Annotated in this window: 11 protein-coding genes; 5 read left to right on the top strand and 6 right to left on the bottom strand. The window is 64.9% G+C overall.

The annotated features are described in order from the left end of the window. Window position 1: 1 nt before the first annotated feature. Window positions 2-3,232 carry a LamG domain-containing protein gene (locus tag OVA24_RS15240; protein ID WP_267670779.1) on the bottom strand — a complete coding sequence of 1,077 codons (3,231 nt, stop codon included), beginning with the start codon at window positions 3,230-3,232 and terminating at the stop codon, window positions 2-4. A 42-nt stretch (window positions 3,233-3,274) separates the two neighbouring features. Between OVA24_RS15240 and pyrF the strand changes: the two genes are divergently transcribed. The 4 genes from pyrF to OVA24_RS15220 all read left to right on the top strand — a co-directional run bounded on the left by pyrF (window position 3,275) and on the right by OVA24_RS15220 (window position 7,009). Further along, window positions 3,275-4,090, top strand: a complete 816-nt coding sequence (pyrF, locus tag OVA24_RS15235) for an orotidine-5'-phosphate decarboxylase (protein ID WP_267670778.1) — start codon at window positions 3,275-3,277, stop codon at window positions 4,088-4,090. 40 nt (window positions 4,091-4,130) lie between these two features. Further along, entirely contained in the window at window positions 4,131-5,057 is a 927-nt protein-coding gene (locus OVA24_RS15230) for an MBL fold metallo-hydrolase (protein ID WP_267670777.1), read from the top strand. A gap of 118 nt (window positions 5,058-5,175) precedes the next feature. Beyond that, on the top strand, window positions 5,176-5,736 hold the full coding sequence (gene msrA / locus OVA24_RS15225; protein WP_345783445.1) for a peptide-methionine (S)-S-oxide reductase MsrA: 561 nt from the start codon (window positions 5,176-5,178) through the stop codon (window positions 5,734-5,736). A gap of 298 nt (window positions 5,737-6,034) precedes the next feature. Beyond that, a complete protein-coding gene (locus OVA24_RS15220; RefSeq protein ID WP_267670775.1) occupies window positions 6,035-7,009 on the top strand; it encodes a D-2-hydroxyacid dehydrogenase in 975 nt (324 codons plus the stop codon). Between the two features lie 118 nt (window positions 7,010-7,127). Here the strand turns inward: OVA24_RS15220 and OVA24_RS15215 are convergent, their stop codons facing one another. From OVA24_RS15215 to ftsH, 3 genes are all read right to left on the bottom strand, one after another. Continuing rightward, on the bottom strand, window positions 7,128-8,249 hold the full coding sequence (locus OVA24_RS15215; protein ID WP_267670774.1) for an SGNH/GDSL hydrolase family protein: 1,122 nt from the start codon (window positions 8,247-8,249) through the stop codon (window positions 7,128-7,130). Between the two features lie 36 nt (window positions 8,250-8,285). Then, window positions 8,286-9,260: a glycoside hydrolase family 43 protein gene (locus OVA24_RS15210; protein WP_267670773.1), complete on the bottom strand. Its 975-nt coding sequence runs from the start codon at window positions 9,258-9,260 to the stop codon at window positions 8,286-8,288. A gap of 380 nt (window positions 9,261-9,640) precedes the next feature. Continuing rightward, window positions 9,641-11,989 carry an ATP-dependent zinc metalloprotease FtsH gene (gene ftsH / locus OVA24_RS15205; protein WP_324287863.1) on the bottom strand — a complete coding sequence of 783 codons (2,349 nt, stop codon included), beginning with the start codon at window positions 11,987-11,989 and terminating at the stop codon, window positions 9,641-9,643. Window positions 11,990-12,288: 299 nt separating this feature from the next. On the opposite strand from ftsH, the gene OVA24_RS15200 reads away from it, so the two are divergent. Next, window positions 12,289-15,879 carry an ATP-binding cassette domain-containing protein gene (locus OVA24_RS15200; RefSeq protein ID WP_267670772.1) on the top strand — a complete coding sequence of 1,197 codons (3,591 nt, stop codon included), beginning with the start codon at window positions 12,289-12,291 and terminating at the stop codon, window positions 15,877-15,879. A 7-nt stretch (window positions 15,880-15,886) separates the two neighbouring features. Here OVA24_RS15200 and OVA24_RS15195 read toward each other — a convergent pair whose 3' ends face one another. After that, complete coding sequence (locus OVA24_RS15195) at window positions 15,887-16,534, bottom strand: hypothetical protein (protein WP_267670771.1); 648 nt, start codon at window positions 16,532-16,534, stop codon at window positions 15,887-15,889. After that, complete coding sequence (locus tag OVA24_RS15190; protein ID WP_324287862.1) at window positions 16,534-17,325, bottom strand: ParA family protein; 792 nt, start codon at window positions 17,323-17,325, stop codon at window positions 16,534-16,536. The genes OVA24_RS15195 and OVA24_RS15190 overlap by 1 nt, the downstream gene beginning before the upstream one ends. Window positions 17,326-17,429: the final 104 nt, after the last annotated feature.

The following is a 17,429-nucleotide window of genomic DNA, read 5'->3' as shown; positions in this document are numbered from 1 at the left end:
GTCATGGCCGCACCTTCGTGTGACGCGTGGTTTCCAAGCCGGAGGCCAGTTCCGTGATTCGGATTTCCCACGATCCGGGGTCCTCATTGGTGGCGATGGACAGCGGCAGGACGAGCGTGCCGTCCTTCGCGGCGTGGTAGCCGCTTCCCTCGGCTTCCTTGCCGTTGGCGTCGTGGATCCTCACCCGCAGCGGGATCACCGCATTCACCGGTTGGTCGTTGTCCGTGGTGATGCGGACGCGCAGTTCCGCCGTTTCGCCGCGCTTGATGCTGTCCGGCAGATCGGCGGAGACCGACCGGAGAGGGGCGGGGAGAATCATGAAAATACGTCCGTCACACGGGCCGAGATCCACCGGGAGCTGTGGTTTTCCGCTTTCGCCGCGTTGCGGCTGGAGCTGGCGTCCGCGGGTGAGGTCATACACCGCGCCGGCATCTATCGGGAGAGTCACCATTGTCCGGGTGGGCAGGCCGTTCTCAAGCACCAGCCCGTTCTGGCCCACGTAGTTGCCGGCCTCACGGCGGTCGTTGATGACGAAAAGATAGCGGGCATCTCCGGAGCGGCGCATGCGCAGGATGGCGTCCGGGGTGTCGGCCGTGACGGCCGGGACATGGCCGCTGGCGGTCATCCGTGAGGAAAGTTCCCCGGCCATGGCCAGCAGGCCGGTGCGGTCCACGGCGGCACTCCGTGTGCGCTTGTAGGCAGGCAGCGGAACGTCCGCCTTCAGGGCCGGGCAGAGGTGTTCATCCGCGATGATCTTTCCACCCTCTTCCTGCCATTTCCGGATGCGTTCCACCACCGCTGCGGTGAGTACATCACAGTGGGGCATGACGAGGAAACGCCGTCCTTCCAGGCCGTCCTTGAGGAGCGTTTCCTCATGGAGGATGTCCGTGCGCACGTGTGCGTGCTGGAGTGCCAGCCAGACGTCCGTGGGCCAGCCGTTGTTGTAGCCGTAGCCCCCGCGTTTGGAAAACATCTGGGCGGTGAAGCTTTCCAGAAATGCCACGTCCGCAGGGCTGTCGGGAACCGCCATGAGCGTGGGACCCAGCGGGCGGACGACGTCATGGATCAGCTCCCGCAACACATGGACGGTGTTGGGATTGGTGAACTTGTAGGCGCTGGCGCTTTCCGTGGGGACGAGTGACTGCCAGCCATGGTACATGATACCGCTGACGGGGCGGGAAAGTTTTGTCCAGAATGCCTCCCGCAGGTGCATGGGGGCGATGGTGATGTAGGCGGCGTCCGGGTCCTGGTCCACCCACGGCACGGGGTCATCCGGCGCGGTCTTCGTGACCGGTGCGGTCTGGCTGCGGTACCAGATGAGCTGGGTCATCTTCATCACCTGCTGGCCTTTGCCGGAGGCCTCGCTCATCGCGAGGAGCTGGTCGGTCGCCAAGCCGATGCGCTGGGGGTCCGGATAGGTGTAGGTCCAGTGGGACAGCACGTCCACATTGCCACCCGCGCCACTGATCGCAGGCTGGCGCACGGCCGGATCATGGAAGGTCCAGTGGCCGGGGCGGGCGGTTGCTTTCACCCCATCGCTCAGGGCGGTGTGGAGGGCATTCCAGCCGTCCCCGGTGGTCCAGAACCAGCGGTAGTAGCTTAGGATGGGATGGTCGTCCGGGATGACGCGATCCGTGGGAAAGTCCGCGAGTGTCCGCCAGTCCACGCCACCACGGGACTGCACCTCCGCCGGGATGTCCCTGCCGGAAAACGCACGGTAGGCGTCCACCTCCAGCGGTGAGAAGGATGGCTGGGAAGCGTCCCTCACCTCCGTGTTCACCAGGGTGGCGCTGAAGGCGGGATGACCTCCATAGGTGGTTCCCAGGCTGCGGCCCACCTTTTCGAAGAAGGGAGGCAGTTCGGGATTCAGCGCAATGATGTCCTTCCGCGCGAGCGGCTTGCCATCCCTGCCCACGCGGAGCATGCCGGGAAGGGTTTCCGCATACCCACGCGGGGAGACCCGGGCGACCACCCGGATACCGGCGGCCAGGGCATCATCCAGCAGAGCCATGTTCCTGCCGATGGTGTCCGGCGCTCCCGCGGGTGGTACCGCCGCGGTGTCACGGCGGGATTTCCAGATCTCCCCCATGTTGTCCACTCCCAGGGCCATGTAGTGGGTGAAACCGGCGTCCTTCATGCGCGGGATGTCACCCCCGCCCCAGAGGATGACGGGCATCGCCGGAGCGGGACGGGGGACGATCTCCAGCGGAGTCTTCTTCTCCACGGTGGTCCCGCCGCTTTCCAGGCGGGCGGCCAGGGTATAGGCGGCGGGCTTCAGGACGGTATCCACGGGGATGGGGAAATCATGGCTTTTCCCGGGTTCCAGTGGCGGAATCTCCAATGTCTGGATTTTCTCCCCCAGAATAATGGTCAGGCGTGACCCGGTGACGGTTTTCCGCTGGAGGTTGGTGCAGGTCACCACGATGGGTTCCGCCTTTTCCATGCGTTCCCACACATGGCGTGTGCTCCGGATGTGGAGGCCGATGCTTTCGAAGCGCAGCGCGCCTTCGCTCAGCCTCACCTCATCGATGATGCCGGGAAATCCCGAAAAGGTGCTGCCCACCCGGTCTCCGATGTGGAGGTTCTTCGGTCCCGGTTTCACCGCTCCGAGGCCGGGTCGGGTGGATTGGCTGACCAGCGAGCCGTCCCGATAGAAGGTGACGGTCCCTTTCGCATCATAGGTGACGGCGACGTGCTGCCAGCCACCCGCCTCCAGCTCCATGGGTTCCGAGTGGAAGGTCTCCGACATGGAGCCGAAGCCGAGGGCGAGCGACATGCGGCGCAGGCCGGATTTTTCCGCCTCCATGAGCTTCCACGCATAGTCCGTGTGGTTGTCCGGAGTGTAGCGTTTGTCCACCAGGTGGCAGGCCGCGGGGTTGCCACCGGGGTCGGGTTTCACCCACATTTCGAGGGTGAACGGGCCGGAGGGGCTGAGGCCGCCGCCGCTGGCTCTGGCGGAGTGGGAACTGGTGGGGGAATATCCACACTTCAGGCCACCGCCGGAGCGGCCCTCCACCCCGGTGGCGGCTCCCGACAGGGTGAGGTCATGCCCTTTTCCGGAGCTGTCCCGCAGCTCCGCTCCGGAGGTGAATTTCCAGTAGCCCAGCACGTGCGCGCCGGTGGCATCCTTCCCCTCATAGCCGTCCAGCCAGGTTTCCTGGAGGTCGGCGGCTCCTGCCGGTGGCAGGCCAAGGAACGCCAACAGGAGAAAAGCGCGGGTGGTGATCATCATGAAACGTCGGATACCTCAGGGCACCGCTTTCCGTTTCATGAAATGTTCGACTGGCGGCGGCGCGGCGATATCATCCGCCCGATGACCTTCACCGAACGCCTGCAGCACCGCATCGACACGACTTGCTCCCGCCTCTGCGTGGGACTGGACCCACGGCCCGGAGATGGCGGCGCCTCGTTCGCGAGGAATTTCCTCACCCAGGTCATCGAAGAGACCGCGCCCTGGGCGGCGGCGTTCAAGCCGAACATGGCCTACTTCGAAGCCATGGGCATCGAGGGCATCCAGTTGCTGGAGGACCTTCTGAAGATCATCCCCGGCGAGATCCCGGTCATCCTGGACGCGAAGCGCAGCGACATCGGCGAGACGCAGAAATACTACGCGCAGGGTTACTTCTCGAACTGGAACGTGGACGCGGTGACGCTCAACCCGTTCCTGGGCTATGATTCCATCGAGCCGTTCCTCGATTGGGAGGGCAAGGCGGTCTATCTGCTGGCACTGACGTCGAACGCGGGATCCGCGGATTTCCAGCAGCAGAAGCTGGCTGACGGACGCTCCGTGTTCGAGCTGGTGACCGCGTTGGGCCAGCGGGCGAAGGAAGAGGGCCGGAAGACGGATGTGGGCTATGTGTTCGGCCTGACGAATGCGGGCGGGCTGCTGGAAAAGATGCCGGACGCGCCGCTGCTGGTGCCCGGTCTGGGCGCGCAGGGCGGGGACCTGGCCTCCCTGGCGGCGGCGGGACGCTCCGCACCGGATGTGATCAATGTCTCCCGCGGCATCCTGTATGCGGCGGATGACCGGGGCTTCGCCTCCCGGGCGCAGGACTGGGCGGAGAAAATCGCAGGCGCATACGCGGGATAGGTGCTAGCGTTTCCCTAACAACGAATCCACGGAATCGACCATGGGAAACGCGAACGACAGCCAGCCCCCTCCGGGGTTCAATCCCCACTACTCAGGAATCCTGCCGCAGAAGGGCTGGCCGAGCCGGAACCTGAAGTTCTGGCGGCACCGGATCGTCCCGGGAATGTTCAGCCGCGCGGCGGGCAGTCATTCCTCACCGGTGCTGGATGCTCCGGCGGATGGAAAGGTGCGGGTGACGTGGATCGGCCACGCCTCGTTTTTCGTCCAGTTCGCGGGACATTCCGTGATCGTGGACCCGAACTGGGCGAACTGGCATGGCCCGGTAAAGCGGCTGCGTCAGCCGGGATTGAAACTGCGGGAGGTGCCGGAAGTGGACCTGGTGCTGGTGACGCACGCCCACTTCGACCACCTGCACAAGCCGAGCCTGAAGGTGCTGAAGGCGAAGGAAGGCATCGTGGTGCCGAGGGGCAGCGGCTCGCTGGTGAAGCGGCTGGGCTTTTCCTCCGTGCATGAGATGTGCGCCTGGGACGAACTGTTGTTCAACGAGCTGCATGTCACCCACACGCCCTGCTTCCACTGGGGCGCGCGCTACATCCATGACCGCCACCGGGACTACGGCGGCTACCTGATCCGCGCGGGCGGAAAGAGCGTCTTCCACTGCGGGGACAGCGCGTATTTCGACGGCTTTGAGGAGATCGGGCGGCGGCAGGAGATCGACGTCGCGCTGATGCCGATCGGCGCGTATGAATCCCCCAGCGGGCGGAACGTCCACATGAATCCGGAGGAGGCCGTGCGGGCCTTCGCGGAGCTGGGGGCGAAAGTCATGATCCCCATGCACTACGGCACCTTTCCGTTGGGGAATGAGCCGCATGAGGAGCCGGTGGAACGGCTGCTGATGGAGGCGGACCGGCTGGGCATCAGCGAGCGGATCCTGATCCCGGAGGCAGGGGTGGGAATCGAATGGTAGTTGATATTTTCTCGGGATTCCGTTCGTTTCCGTGTATCGTATGAACATGACGCGTCGAATTGCCCTGCTCTTCCTGTGCCTCTTTCCGGCGCTCGCCCAATGCGAACCCGCCAAGAAAATGCCTGCCAATGCCAGAGCCCGCGCCGAAATGCCGAAGATCCCCGAAGGAATGGAAGCCGCCACACTGGGGGCAGGATGCTTCTGGTGCACGGAGGCGGTCTACCAGAAGCTGGACGGCGTCGTTTCCGTGACCTCCGGCTACACCGGCGGCAAGGTGGACAAGCCGACGTATGAGGAAATCTGCACCGGTGCCACCGGCCACGCGGAGGTCGTCGTCGTCGTGTTCGACCCGAAAAAGATCACCTATGAGCGCGTGCTCGCGTGGTTCTGGGATCTGCATGACCCCACCACGCTCAACCGCCAGGGAAATGACGTCGGCACGCAGTACCGCTCCGCCATCTTCTACCACTCCGACGAGCAGAAGAAGATCGCCGAAGCTTCCAAGGCCGCCGCGCAGGCAAACTTCGACAAGCCGATCGTCACCGAGATCACCAAGGCTCCCGAGTTCTATCCGGCGGAGAACTACCACCAGAACTACTACGCGGAGAACAAGTCGAAGAACCCCTACTGCAAGGCCGTCATTGAGCCGAAGCTGAAGAAGCTGAAGCTGGAGGACTGAGATGATACGTGGCCATTATCGTGGCTGCGGCGTCCCGCCGCAGGTTTCATCATTGGTAGCGTGATGGCTGCGCCATCACGGCTGGGAGGATGGGTGCCGCCTTCCGATGTGGGTTCATCTTGATGCCATCTTCCCCGTGTGGATTCGTGGGATTCAGGCGGGTTTTCCCAACCGTCATGGCGCAGCCATGACGCTACTCCCCGCTACTCCCGCTGTGCACCCCGGGATTCACCCATCCTGATACCTGGCAGGCGCATATCCGGTTGATCTCCGCTGATGCGGCATCCAAGCTGGCGGCATGCCCGACCACACGATTTTCTCCGACCCGAAACTGGACGCCGACACTCTGGAAGTTCTGAAAAAGGGCGTGGCGCCCCACCGGCTGATCCTGCCGGAAAAGGTGGCGTCGTCCGTGCTGTCACAGGCGGAGGCGGACCCGGCGTTCGTGGAGGCGGACATCGCCTTCGGCCAGCCGTTGATCGAGAGCATCAAGGCCTCGTCCAAGCTGAAGTGGATCCACCTGAGCACGGCGGGATTCACCCGTTATGACACGCCGGAGTTCCGTGCGTATGCGAAGGAGAAGGGTCTGGTGGTGACGAACAGCTCAGGGGTCTATGCCTATGCATGTGCGGAGCACGTGTTTTCCTTCATGCTGGCGCAGGCGCGGAACCTGCCGGCCTCCCTGGCATTGCGGGTGCCGAATGGTCATCCGGAGTGGACCGCGCTGCGGAATTCCTACCGCCCGCTGCGCGGCCAGCAGGTGTTGATCCTCGGCTTCGGCGGCATCGCCACGCCGCTGGTGAAGATGCTCGCTCCTTTTGACATGGATGTGGTCGCCATGCGCCGCACCCCGCGAGGCGACGAGGGCGTGCGCGTCGTGACCCCGGCGGAGGTGGACGGCGTGCTGGCCACGGCTGACCACGTGATCAACATCCTGCCGGACAACGCGGAGTCCGTTGGCTACTTCAACGCGGCGAGGTTCGCTTCCATGAAGCCCGGCTCCGCCTTCTACAACATCGGCCGTGGCACGACGGTGGATCAGGACGCGCTCTACGAAACACTGAAGTCCGGCCACCTGGGCGCGGCTTGGCTGGACGTGACCGTGCCGGAACCACTGGCGGACGATCATCCTCTGTGGACGCTGGACAACTGCCACATCACCCCCCACACGGCGGGCGGCCATGGAAATGAGTCCCTCACGCTGGTGAACCACTTCCTGGGGAACCTCCGGAGATACGTGAACGGCGAACCGCTGGTGGACCGGATCATGTGACGTGGGAGCATCGCTGGCTCCACTGGGACCGCGGGATTCATCCCGCTTGGCTTCGCGGAGGCTGGATTCTCCGGGGCGGGATGAATCCCGCGGTCCCAGTCCCGGAGCTTTGCCTCGCTCAGAGCTTGAGGATCTTCCTGAGCACCGGCTCGAAGGCATTTGCCTGGCGGAAGAATCCGAGGTCATTGGGATGGGATCCATCCGTCGCGCCGTCCGAATCATCCCCCAGCAGGGCATCGCCGTGGAGGTAGTGGAGGTTGCCGATTCCCTCGCTCTTCAGCTTGTCGAACTCGGCCTTCATGGCGGCTTGCTTCGCGGTGTTCAGCGTCTGCAATGAGGAGTCGATCCATGACTGCGTGTGGCGGCGGTTTTCCACCAGCAGGATGGGTGTGGCGGGGTGCTTCGCGCGCAGTTGCTTCACCAGCGGGATGGTGCGCGCGGTGATATCCGCCGGGGACATGTTGGGCAGGCAGTCGATCACGAACACCGCCGGGTCCGTCTGGACCAGGAAGTCACCCACGGCGGCATCCATCTTTCCATTCCCGGAGAAGCCCAGGTTCACGGTGGGGATGTCCAGCCGCCGCCCCAGGATGGCCACATGGGTCATCCCCGGGCGGGAGGCACAGGCTCCGTGCGTGATGGAGGTGCCGTAGAAGATCGCCTGCTTTTCCGTCCGGGGCGCCAGTCCCTGGAAGGTGGAGCCCTCCTTGACGCCGATCTCCAGCGAATCCACGCAGTTGAAAAGCGGCAGGTACATCATCCACTCGCGTTCTTCTTCGGAGATGCCACGGATCATGACGGTGGAGATGTCCTTCGAGGCGGGTTTGTTGACGGCCACCCAGCGCCACTTGCCGTCCGGCGCCTTCGCGTAGAGGTCCACTCCGCTCGCGCCTGTGGCCGGCATGTGCGGCATGGCCAGCGTATCAAGCAGCAGCTTGTAGCGGACGTGGATGACGGGGGAGTTCGTCCGGAAGCGGACGGCCATGCCCGCACTGTGACGGCTGAGGCTCCAGACCGGCTCCGTTACCTTCGGCTTCGCGTCCGCCGGTAGGCGGTCATACCAACGCTCCCGCACCGCGTCCCCGCAGATGCGGCCTTCCACTCCCCAGGTCTTCGGGTCGTGCCAAACGGGGCCGGGTTCGGCCTTGGGAGCCGGATTCGTGTTGGTGGCACCGGTCTGGGCAAGCAATGGAGCAGCCCCCAACGAAATGGTTGTGGCCAGAAATTGACGTCGTTGCATGGGATCATTCTCTACAGGGACCATCCGGTGGAAATTTCATGGGGCCTCACCTGATGGAGCCGCCAGGTCCGTCTCCAGCGGCAAGGGGACGACCTTTTCCGGAAATCCATCGGCGTCCCAGGTGAGCTTCTGGACGCGGGAGGTGCGGCCCTTGTAGGTGAAGATGTCGGTGGTCTTCGCGTGGTAGGCGATCCAGTCTTCCTTGCCGTCCGGCGACTTGAAGAAGGAATGGTGGCCGGGGCCGTAGGCACGGGCGGCGTCGTTGCGGGAGAGCAGGGGAGTGGGGTGCTGGACCCATGAAGAGGGCTTCATCGGGTCGCCATCGGCGGGGAGCCAGAGATAGCCCACCTGGTAGTCCGGCTTTCCGGTGTCGCAGGCGGAGTAGGTGAGGAAGGTGCGCCCGCCGTGGTGGATGGCGAAGGGACCTTCCCGGACCTCCTCACAGCCGAAGCCGGAGGCGGGGATCATGACGCGATGCCCCTCCAGCGTGAAGGGATCCTTCATCCGGCTGAGGTAGAGGCGGTGCCCGGGATGCCCGGCCCAGGCGAAGTAGTGACGCCCGCCGTGTTCGAAAACGTGGCCGTCGATGGCGTAGTATCGGTCGTCCGGGTCGGTGAGGATCTGCCGCGGCGGGGCATAGGGACCACGGATGCTGTCGGTGGTGCTTTCCATGACCCACATGCGGTGGTCGATGTCCTCCCCGTCCGTCTTGGTGAAGTAGCCATACCAGCGGCGCGTTCCATCCGGCCCTGGCAGGTGGTGGAACTCCGCCGCCCACACGCCCTTGCCCTTTTCCCAGAGGGTGACGGGTTCAGCGGTCTTCAGCCCGTTGAGGGTGGGTGCGCTCCAGAGCTGGACGCGGCTGCCGGAAGTGGTCGTCAGGTGATAGCTGCCCTCCGCATGCGCCAGCCAGGGATCGGCGGACGGGTTGATGGGGTTGCGGAAAGTGGGTGGCTCCGCCGTTGCAGCCACCGTGGTGAAAAGAAGCGCGAGAGAGGTAGGTTTCAGCATGGAGGGAGTAAGGAGGGTGGACACTGTGGCTGCGCCGCCATGTCCGCTGCGCTCCCATTCTTGTCCACCGGCGGCATTGGCGAATCAAAAAAGATTCACCGCCAAGGCGCAAAGGACGCCAAGGAAGAAACGGACTTCTGTATTCTTCAAACTTTATTCTCTTTGCCTATCTTGGCGATCTCCGCGGCTTCGCGGTAGGTTTTTCATGTTTCGCCAATGATGATAAGGTCTGTCGTGAGATGCTTTTGTTAGGGGTTCCGGTTGCAGCCGGAGGACAGGAATGGGAGCGCAGCGGACATGGCGGCGCAGCCGCAATGTCCTCCCTCCTTACTGAAAACGCCGGTCTTTCGACCGGCGTTCAGGGAAGCTCTTGAGGCGGATCAGGCCGGGGCACCTACGGCACCGGGGATGGGCGTGCCATCGTCCGGGCGATCGTCGCCGGTCGCCTTGGCGGCAGGCTTCTTGCGAAGCTCATCCGGGACGGGCGGCGGCTTGGGGGCGGATGGCGGGTTGCGCATCTCGCCGAAGTCGATGATGTCGCGGAGATGGGAGGCATCCAGCGTCTCATACTCCAGCAGCGCCATGGCGATCTTCTCGACCACCTCGCGGTTCTCGGTGAGGACGCGCTCGGCTTCCGCGTAAGCGTTGTCGATGAAGCCCTTGATCTCCTCGTCGATGACCTTGGCGGTGTGGCCGGAGTAGTTGACCTTGCGGCCGCCCATGTCGCCGCGGCCGAGGAACACCGGACCGTCGCCGTCGCCGTACTCCACCATGCCGAGCTTGTCGCTCATGCCCCATTCGCAGACCATGGCACGGGCGAGGGAGGTGGCCTGGCGGATGTCGCCGGAGGCACCGTTGGAAACGTCGTCGCTGTGGAAGGCTTCCGCGATCCGTCCGCCCATCGTGACGATGAGGTTGGCCAGCGCTTCCTTCTTCTGTGTGGAGTATTTGTCGCCGTCCGGCAGATACATCGTCGCGCCCAGGTAGGGACCGCGCGGGATGATGGTCACCTTGTGCAGCGGGTGGGTGTGCGGCAGGACCATGTTGAGGTAGGCGTGGCCGGCCTCATGCCATGCGGTGCCGACGCGCTCCTTGTCGGACATGGCCAGCGAGCGGCGCTCACGGCCCCAGCGGACCTTGTCGCGGGCTTCCTCCATTTCCGCCAGGGTGACGGCGGTCATGCCCTTGCGGGCGGCGAGAAGGGCGGCCTCGTTGACCAGGTTGGCCAGCTCCGCACCGGAGAAGCCGGGCGTGCCACGGGCGACCACGGCGAGGTCGGTGTTGGCGGCCAACTTGATCTTTTTCACGTGGACGCGGAGGATCTCCTCGCGGCCGTTCACATCCGGCAGGGAAACGGTCACCTGGCGGTCGAAACGACCGGGGCGCAGCAGCGCGGGGTCCAGCACGTCCGGACGGTTGGTGGCGGCGATGATGATGACGCCCTCCTGGGTGTCGAAGCCGTCCATTTCCACGAGGAGCTGGTTGAGCGTCTGCTCGCGCTCGTCATGGCCACCGCCCATGCCGTGGCCACGGTGACGGCCCACGGCGTCGATCTCATCGATGAAGATGAGGCACGGCGCGTGTTTCTTGCCTTGCTCGAACATGTCGCGCACGCGGGACGCTCCCACACCGACGAACATTTCCACGAAGTCCGATCCGGAGATGGAGAAGAAAGGCACATCCGCCTCACCGGCGATGGCGCGGGCCAGCAGGGTCTTGCCCGTGCCGGGGGAGCCGACCATGAGCACGCCCTTCGGGATGGAGCCGCCCAGCTTCTGGAACTTGCGCGGGTCGCGCAGGAAATCGACGATTTCGAAAAGCTCCTCCTTCGCCTCCTGGATGCCGGCCACGTCCTTGAAGGTGACCTTGTTGCGGTCCATGGTCAGCAGGCGTGCCTTCGACTTGCCGAAGGACATCGCGCCGCGACCGGCGGACTTCATCTGCTGGCGGAACAGGAAGAACAGCAGGGCGATGATCAGCAGGAACGGCAGGAACATCGAGATGGCGCTGCGCAGGTAGGCGGGATCTTTCTTGTACTTCGCCTTCGAGCTGAGGAGCGTGGCGAGCTGGTCCTTCAGGATGGTGCCGGAAACCGGGACGGTGAACTGGCGGGTGGCCTCCTCCTTGTTCGTCTGCGCGTCCTTCTTCGCCACGTAGTCGTAGCTGTTGATGGTGCCGGTGAGGATGGTCGCTTCCGGGGTGGTGACGATGCGCAGCGGGTTCTCCACGTTCTTGTCCTGCGGGATCTCACCGAGGGCGTGGGCCTTGCGGAAGTCCGCGAAGGTGAGCGTGCGGGTCCCCGCAGGGGCCTGGAAGGAGGCTTCCTGGACGTTGGTGACACCCTCACCGGCGATCTCGCGAACTTCTTTCTGGAGATCCGGGTCGAGGATGACCTGGAACGAGCCGCTCTCCGTCTTGGAATTCGGCGCCGGAACCATCTCAGGGGAAATCCAGCCGGTGATTGTCACATCACTGGAGGAGTCCGAGGTGACGATCTGGAGCGGCTTTTCCGCCTCATCCGTAACGATACGGCCCTGGTCCCACGCCTTGCGGAACTGGGAGTAGCTGAGAATTTCGGCGTTGCCGGTCGGCTGGACGAAGTAAGCGATGCCGAGGATCACCACCGCCACGCTGAGGAGGCCGAGAAGACGCCAGTTGAAGCCGGGGCTGTCGCCGGGGCCTCGGTTCTGTCCGGGAGGCGGGGTGGGATTGTTCTGTTGATCAGACATGATGGATTTCGGAATCCGGAGGGAAAGACGGTGGCGGGGAAGCAGTTTCCCGGCCAGCGTCACGCCGGAGTAATCGAGAATAAGCCAGAGGGGTGAAAAGGAAACTGCTTTTTTGCACCCTTCCGGAGCTGCCTGGGGAGGGGGATCCACCGCAAAGCCGCGGAGTTCGCGAAGGATCGCAAAGGAAGGGATAAAGGGGGGATCTTTGCGATCCTTTGCGTCTCTGCGGCAGGTCTTCCTTTTGAAATCACCGGTTCACGCTCTTGCGGGCGGCGTGATCGTCTGGCAAGGAAGCGGGCGTGGAATCCGAACCAGCCCCCGGAAAGAAAAAAACGCCGCCGTCACGGCGCGGGCGCTGGCTGGGGTGGCTGCGGACCGTGCCGGGCATCGGCAGGCTGCGCTCCCTGAGGCCCGGGTCGGACTCCCATGTCGGTCCGCTGGTCGATGCCTTCGCCGCGTTCGCGACGCTGGATGACGTGCTCAGCCCCATGGAGGCGGATCTGATCCTGGACATGCTGCGCAGCGCCTTTCCGGAGGTGGACCACGGCTGGCTGGCGAAGCGCCTGCAGCGGGCGGTGAAACACCCCCGGCCGCTCCAGGGACTGGCCATGGCCCTCAAAGACACCCTAGACGATCAGGGGAAAATGGCGCTGGGCCTCCAGTTGTTCACCCTGGTGGACGCCGCCGGAAAGTCCGAACGGAGCCGGGCGACCTTCGAGATTTTCATGCGCCGCCTCGGCCGCCCGGAATACGGTCTCGCCATCCTGCGGGAGATGCGGGGTGACGGCGGACTGGAGGAACCTCCGTTCGAGCGGCTGGTCTTCGGCTATGAAAATGCGGACGTCATCCTGCCTCCTGCGGCCCGTGACCAGGAGTTCCGCGTCTACCGGACCGGGGATCTCATCCTGGTGAGGAACACCGGGGTCGCCCCGCTCTGGATTCGCGGACGTTCCCTGGAGACAGGAGCGTTCCTCCGCATGCGGGAGCGCCAGCCGCTGGTGGTGCCGGGGTGGACCCTCAGCCATGAGGACGTGATCTTTTTCCTCAATGTGAAGCGCACCGGGAACGCGCCATCCATCTACCTGCGGAAAGGGGATGAGGGCATCACCGCGGAGCGGACCCGTGGCCGCCAGAGCGTCATGCGGGTGCGCTTCGGCCTGGATGCGGAGGTGGAGGCCCTCCAGGACATCGACATCCACGCCGGCAGCAAGGGCGCGATGAAAAAGGGCGAGGTGGTCACCTGCCGGAACCATGAACGCATCGCGGACTCCGGCGAATTCAGCCTTTCCATCAACGAACTGCGGCGGATGGCCACCCAGTCCGGCCGCCGCTTCCGGCTGGCGGCGGAACGCCAGGAATACGTCGTGTCCAATGACGCCTCCGCGCTGTCCGCCGGGGACCTGCTGCTGGGCGCGAAGCTGGCCCCGAGGGTGGTGATGCACATCAAGTTCGACGAGCAGCTCGGCGAGGGCATGCTGGAGGTGAAGGAAAGCGACGGCCAGGTGATGGTCGATGGCTTCCCCGCCCGCGGAAAGGTGCCGCTGCGGGATGGTTCGCTCATCCGCCTTTCCGGCAGCCAGGCCGTGCGCTGCCGCTTCAGCGAGGGCTTCCTCGATGAGGAACGGACGCAGATCGAGGCGCTCCAGGTGGAGAACCTGATCCATGACTTCGGACCGGACTCCCGTGCTCTGGACCACGTGAACTTCGAGGTGAAGCGCGGGGAGATGCTCTGCATCATCGGCCCCAGCGGCAGTGGCAAGAGCACCCTGCTGGCCGTGCTGTCCGGCCAGCGGCGGCCCACGCGGGGCGAGGTGAAGCTCAACGGCATCCCCCTTTACGAACACCGGGAGCAACTGGTGCCTTTCATCGCCCACATGCCGCAGGAGGAGGCACTGAACCCGCAGCTCACCGTGCGTGAGCACCTGCGCCACGCCATGACCATCCGGCGGCCCACGCTGGCGCTGGCGGAGCATGAACGGCGGGTGGACTCCATGCTGGCGGAGCTGGGCCTCCAGACCATCGCCAACCGCCGGGTGGGCTCCCCGGGGGAGAAGACCATCTCCGGCGGTGAGCGCAGCCGCCTGAACCTGGGCCTCGATCTCGGCAGCCGGGCGGAGGTTTTCCTGTTCGATGAGCCGATCTCCGGCCTGTCCTCAAAGGACTCGGAGCACGTCGCGGAAACCCTGCGCTCGCTGGCGCGGGAAAAGATCGTCATCGCCTCCCTGCATCGTCCCGGAGCGCCGGTGCTGCGCCTGTTCGACAAGGTGCTGCTGCTGGACAGCGGCGGCAGGCTCGCCTACTTCGGCACGCCGGTGGGCATGGTCGGATATTTCCGGGACGCCTGTGAGGAGCTGGCCATTTCCCATCCGTCCGTGCATGCGAAATCGCCCCTCGGCGCGGACTTCGTGTTTGATGTGCTGGAGACGCCACTGAGTTCCATCGGCGGCGGATCGAATACCGGTGCCGCCCGCCGTTTCCCGTCGTCCTTCTGGCAGGAGCGGTTCGAGAGCGTGGCGCTGCTGAAGTCTCTGCTGCCGCAGGAAACCGGGCCGTCCTCCCGGCTGGGGGAGCGTTCGTCCAAGGAACGGCTGCCTGTCCCGCCCCGGCCCAACCGCGTGGTGCGCGCGGTGATCGCGGTCTTCGCCACCCATTTCCTCCGTTCCCTGCTGTCGAAGGTGCGGAACCGTGGAACCATCTACAGCACGTTCCTGGAGGCACCACTGCTGGCCGCGCTCATCTCCATCACGCTGCGTTCGTCACCGAAGGGACCGTATGACTTTTCCACCGCCCTGCACATCCCCGCCTACCTGTTCCTGAGCGTGACGGTGGCCATGTTCCTGGGCCTCACGAACTCCGCCACGGAGGTGCTGCGGGACCGCTCCGTGCTGCGGAGGGAGCGCAACTGCCAGCCCGGCGGCACCTCCTACATCATCGCCAAGTTCGTCGCCCTCGGTCTGGTCGCTTCCGTCCAGTGCCTGGCCTACCTCATCGTCGGCAACCACTTCCTGGAGATCCGCGGGATGCTGATGGACCACTGGCTGTGGATGACGCTCACCGCTTGGGCCGGGACCGCGATGGCGGTGGTGGTCTCCACCCTGGTGAGGACGGAGCGCGCCGCCCTCACCGCCGTGCCGCTGCTGCTCGTCCCGCAGATGCTGCTGGCCGGGGCGCTGGTGCCCTACCGGGAGATGAACCGGGGCCTGTTCGAGAACGCCGGCCTCAACCGTGAAAGGGGAGGCTCACCCGTTCCCGCCCGCATCATGCCGCTGCGCTACGCTTATGAGGCGATGATCGTTTCCCAGGCGACGCGGAACCCGTTCGAGGTGGAACGCGTCCGGCTCCAGCGCAGCATCGACCGCAACATCGGCAACGCCGCCAGCGGCAGTCAGGGTGTCGAGCGGCTGGAGCTGCTGAAGGAAGGCCTGCGGCGTCTCATGGCCGCCGGCGCCACCACGCCGGAAGAGGCGGGTGCCCTGGTCACCCGCATCATGGAAGCCACCCGCGAAGGGAAGAAAGGGGAGGTGGAGACCATGAAGATCTGGCCTGATGACGAGGATCAGGCGCGGCCCGCCGCGGAGTTCTTCGTCAACGAGCGCATCGACCTCATGGTCCGTGAGGCGGAGACCTTCCGCAACGACTACCGGAACAAGGAGGCGCGCAACATCTTCCTGGCCCTGAAAAAGCCGCTCCCGTTCACCAGCCACAAGAAAGACCCCGAACCGGAAGGGGTGCTCTCCGGAGCCGCCGCCCAGGCGGAGATCGAGAGGAAGAACGCGGATTTCCAGGTGGAAACCCAGCGCTACTCCGGGGCGGTCCTCATCCTGCTGGTCATCGGCTGCGGCATCGCCTCCAGCACCATCCTCTACTTCCAGAACCGGAAGGTGACCTGAGTGTTTCTCAAGCGACGGGCGGAGACGCTGCCTTTGCCAGTCCGTCCATCACCGAGGCGATGGCGGGGGGAAGGAGGATGTCCGGGACGATGGCGGCAAGCACGAAATACCCGTAGGTGGTGTCCACGGGGATGACCTCCAGGATGGCCCGTGTGCCGATCTTCAGCCGCACGTTCGCGGGTGGTGCACCCGGCTTGCGGGAGGCCAGGGCGAGGTTCCGCGCCAGCGAGTGGAGTTTCTCATTTCCGTTCTCGTCGAAGATCACCGCACCTTCGCGGTCGAGGATGAAGATCCCGGTGGCGGAGAATTCCCTGGCGAACCAGTCGCGGAAGCGGGTGATGCGGTCCAGGAACGGACCCCGCGCCACCGTGCGGGACTCCGTCACCGTGTGGAACGGGGAGGAAATGGCATCCCCGTCCGTGGGTGCGGGCGTGACCGTGCGCTCGATGGTGACGGGAGGTGGGGGAGGGGCGGCGGGCGCTGGAGCCGGTTGGGGCGGTGGTGTGCTGGCCGGGGCACCGGACGCGTAGCCGATGAATCCGGCGTCGAACCCGGCATCCCGGATGCCGGGGTCCGGTTGGTGTGCTGGGGCCAGCAACCGCTCGGCCATGCGGCGCACCTCGTCCGCGTCCACCCATGGATTGATCGGGTTCATCAGCTCCGGAATCCGCCGGCAGCGGCGTTGATGTCGAGTTTCGCTTCGATCTCCGAGCGCATGGCGTCGAACACCACCTGGGCACCGGCGCCTTCCTCCAGCACGCCGATGGGGAGGCCGCGCGCGCTGGCGCGGACAAAGAGGCCGTCACGCGGGACCTGGGTGTTGAAAACCATCTCCGGTGGCAGCAGGGCACGCAGGGCGGTGGCCGCCTCACGGCTTTCCGCCAGGTCATTCTGAACCATGGTCAGGACCACGCCCAACACCGTCAGCCGCGGGTTCATCACCCGCAGGCGGTTCAGCCCCTCCAACAGTTTCGGCACGGAGCGGATGCCCAGTGGCTCCGACTGCTGCGGGATCATCACCGCATCACTGGAGGCGATCACGTCCCCCGTGACCCCGAAGAGTCCGGCGGCGGTGTCGATGAGGCAGAGGTCGAAGCCGCGCGCGCTGACATTCCGCAGGAACGCACGCACCCGCGCGAGGTGGGAGCCCATGCCTCCACCGCCCGTTTCGTAGTCACTCGCCTGGCCGCTGGCGACCAGCGAAAAGGTCTCCAGCCGGGTCGGCACGATGACGCGGTCCAACGGGATGGCGGGGTCCGCCAGGAAGTCGTAGAAGCCGGTGAGCAGCCGTGACTGGCGGGTCAGTGAGAGTCCCACGGATCCTTGCGGGTCCGCATCCACCAGCAGGGTTTTCACTCCTGCCCGGGCGAAAGCGTGCGCGAGATTGATGGAGACGGTGGTCTTGCCCACTCCGCCTTTCTGACTGGAAATCGCAATACTGATCACGTGTGGAAAATCTTCGGGGAGGTTACCCGCCGCGGGGCACACCGGAAGTCTTTTCTTTGATCGGGGATTGTTACCTTGCGGCTGGGGGGTATTCTGGTTTTCTC

Source organism: Luteolibacter sp. SL250, from assembly GCF_026625605.1.
Classification (GTDB): Bacteria; Verrucomicrobiota; Verrucomicrobiia; order Verrucomicrobiales; family Akkermansiaceae; genus Luteolibacter.
Note: the sequence above shows the minus strand (reverse complement) of the source record. Positions and strands in the feature narration are given on the sequence as shown.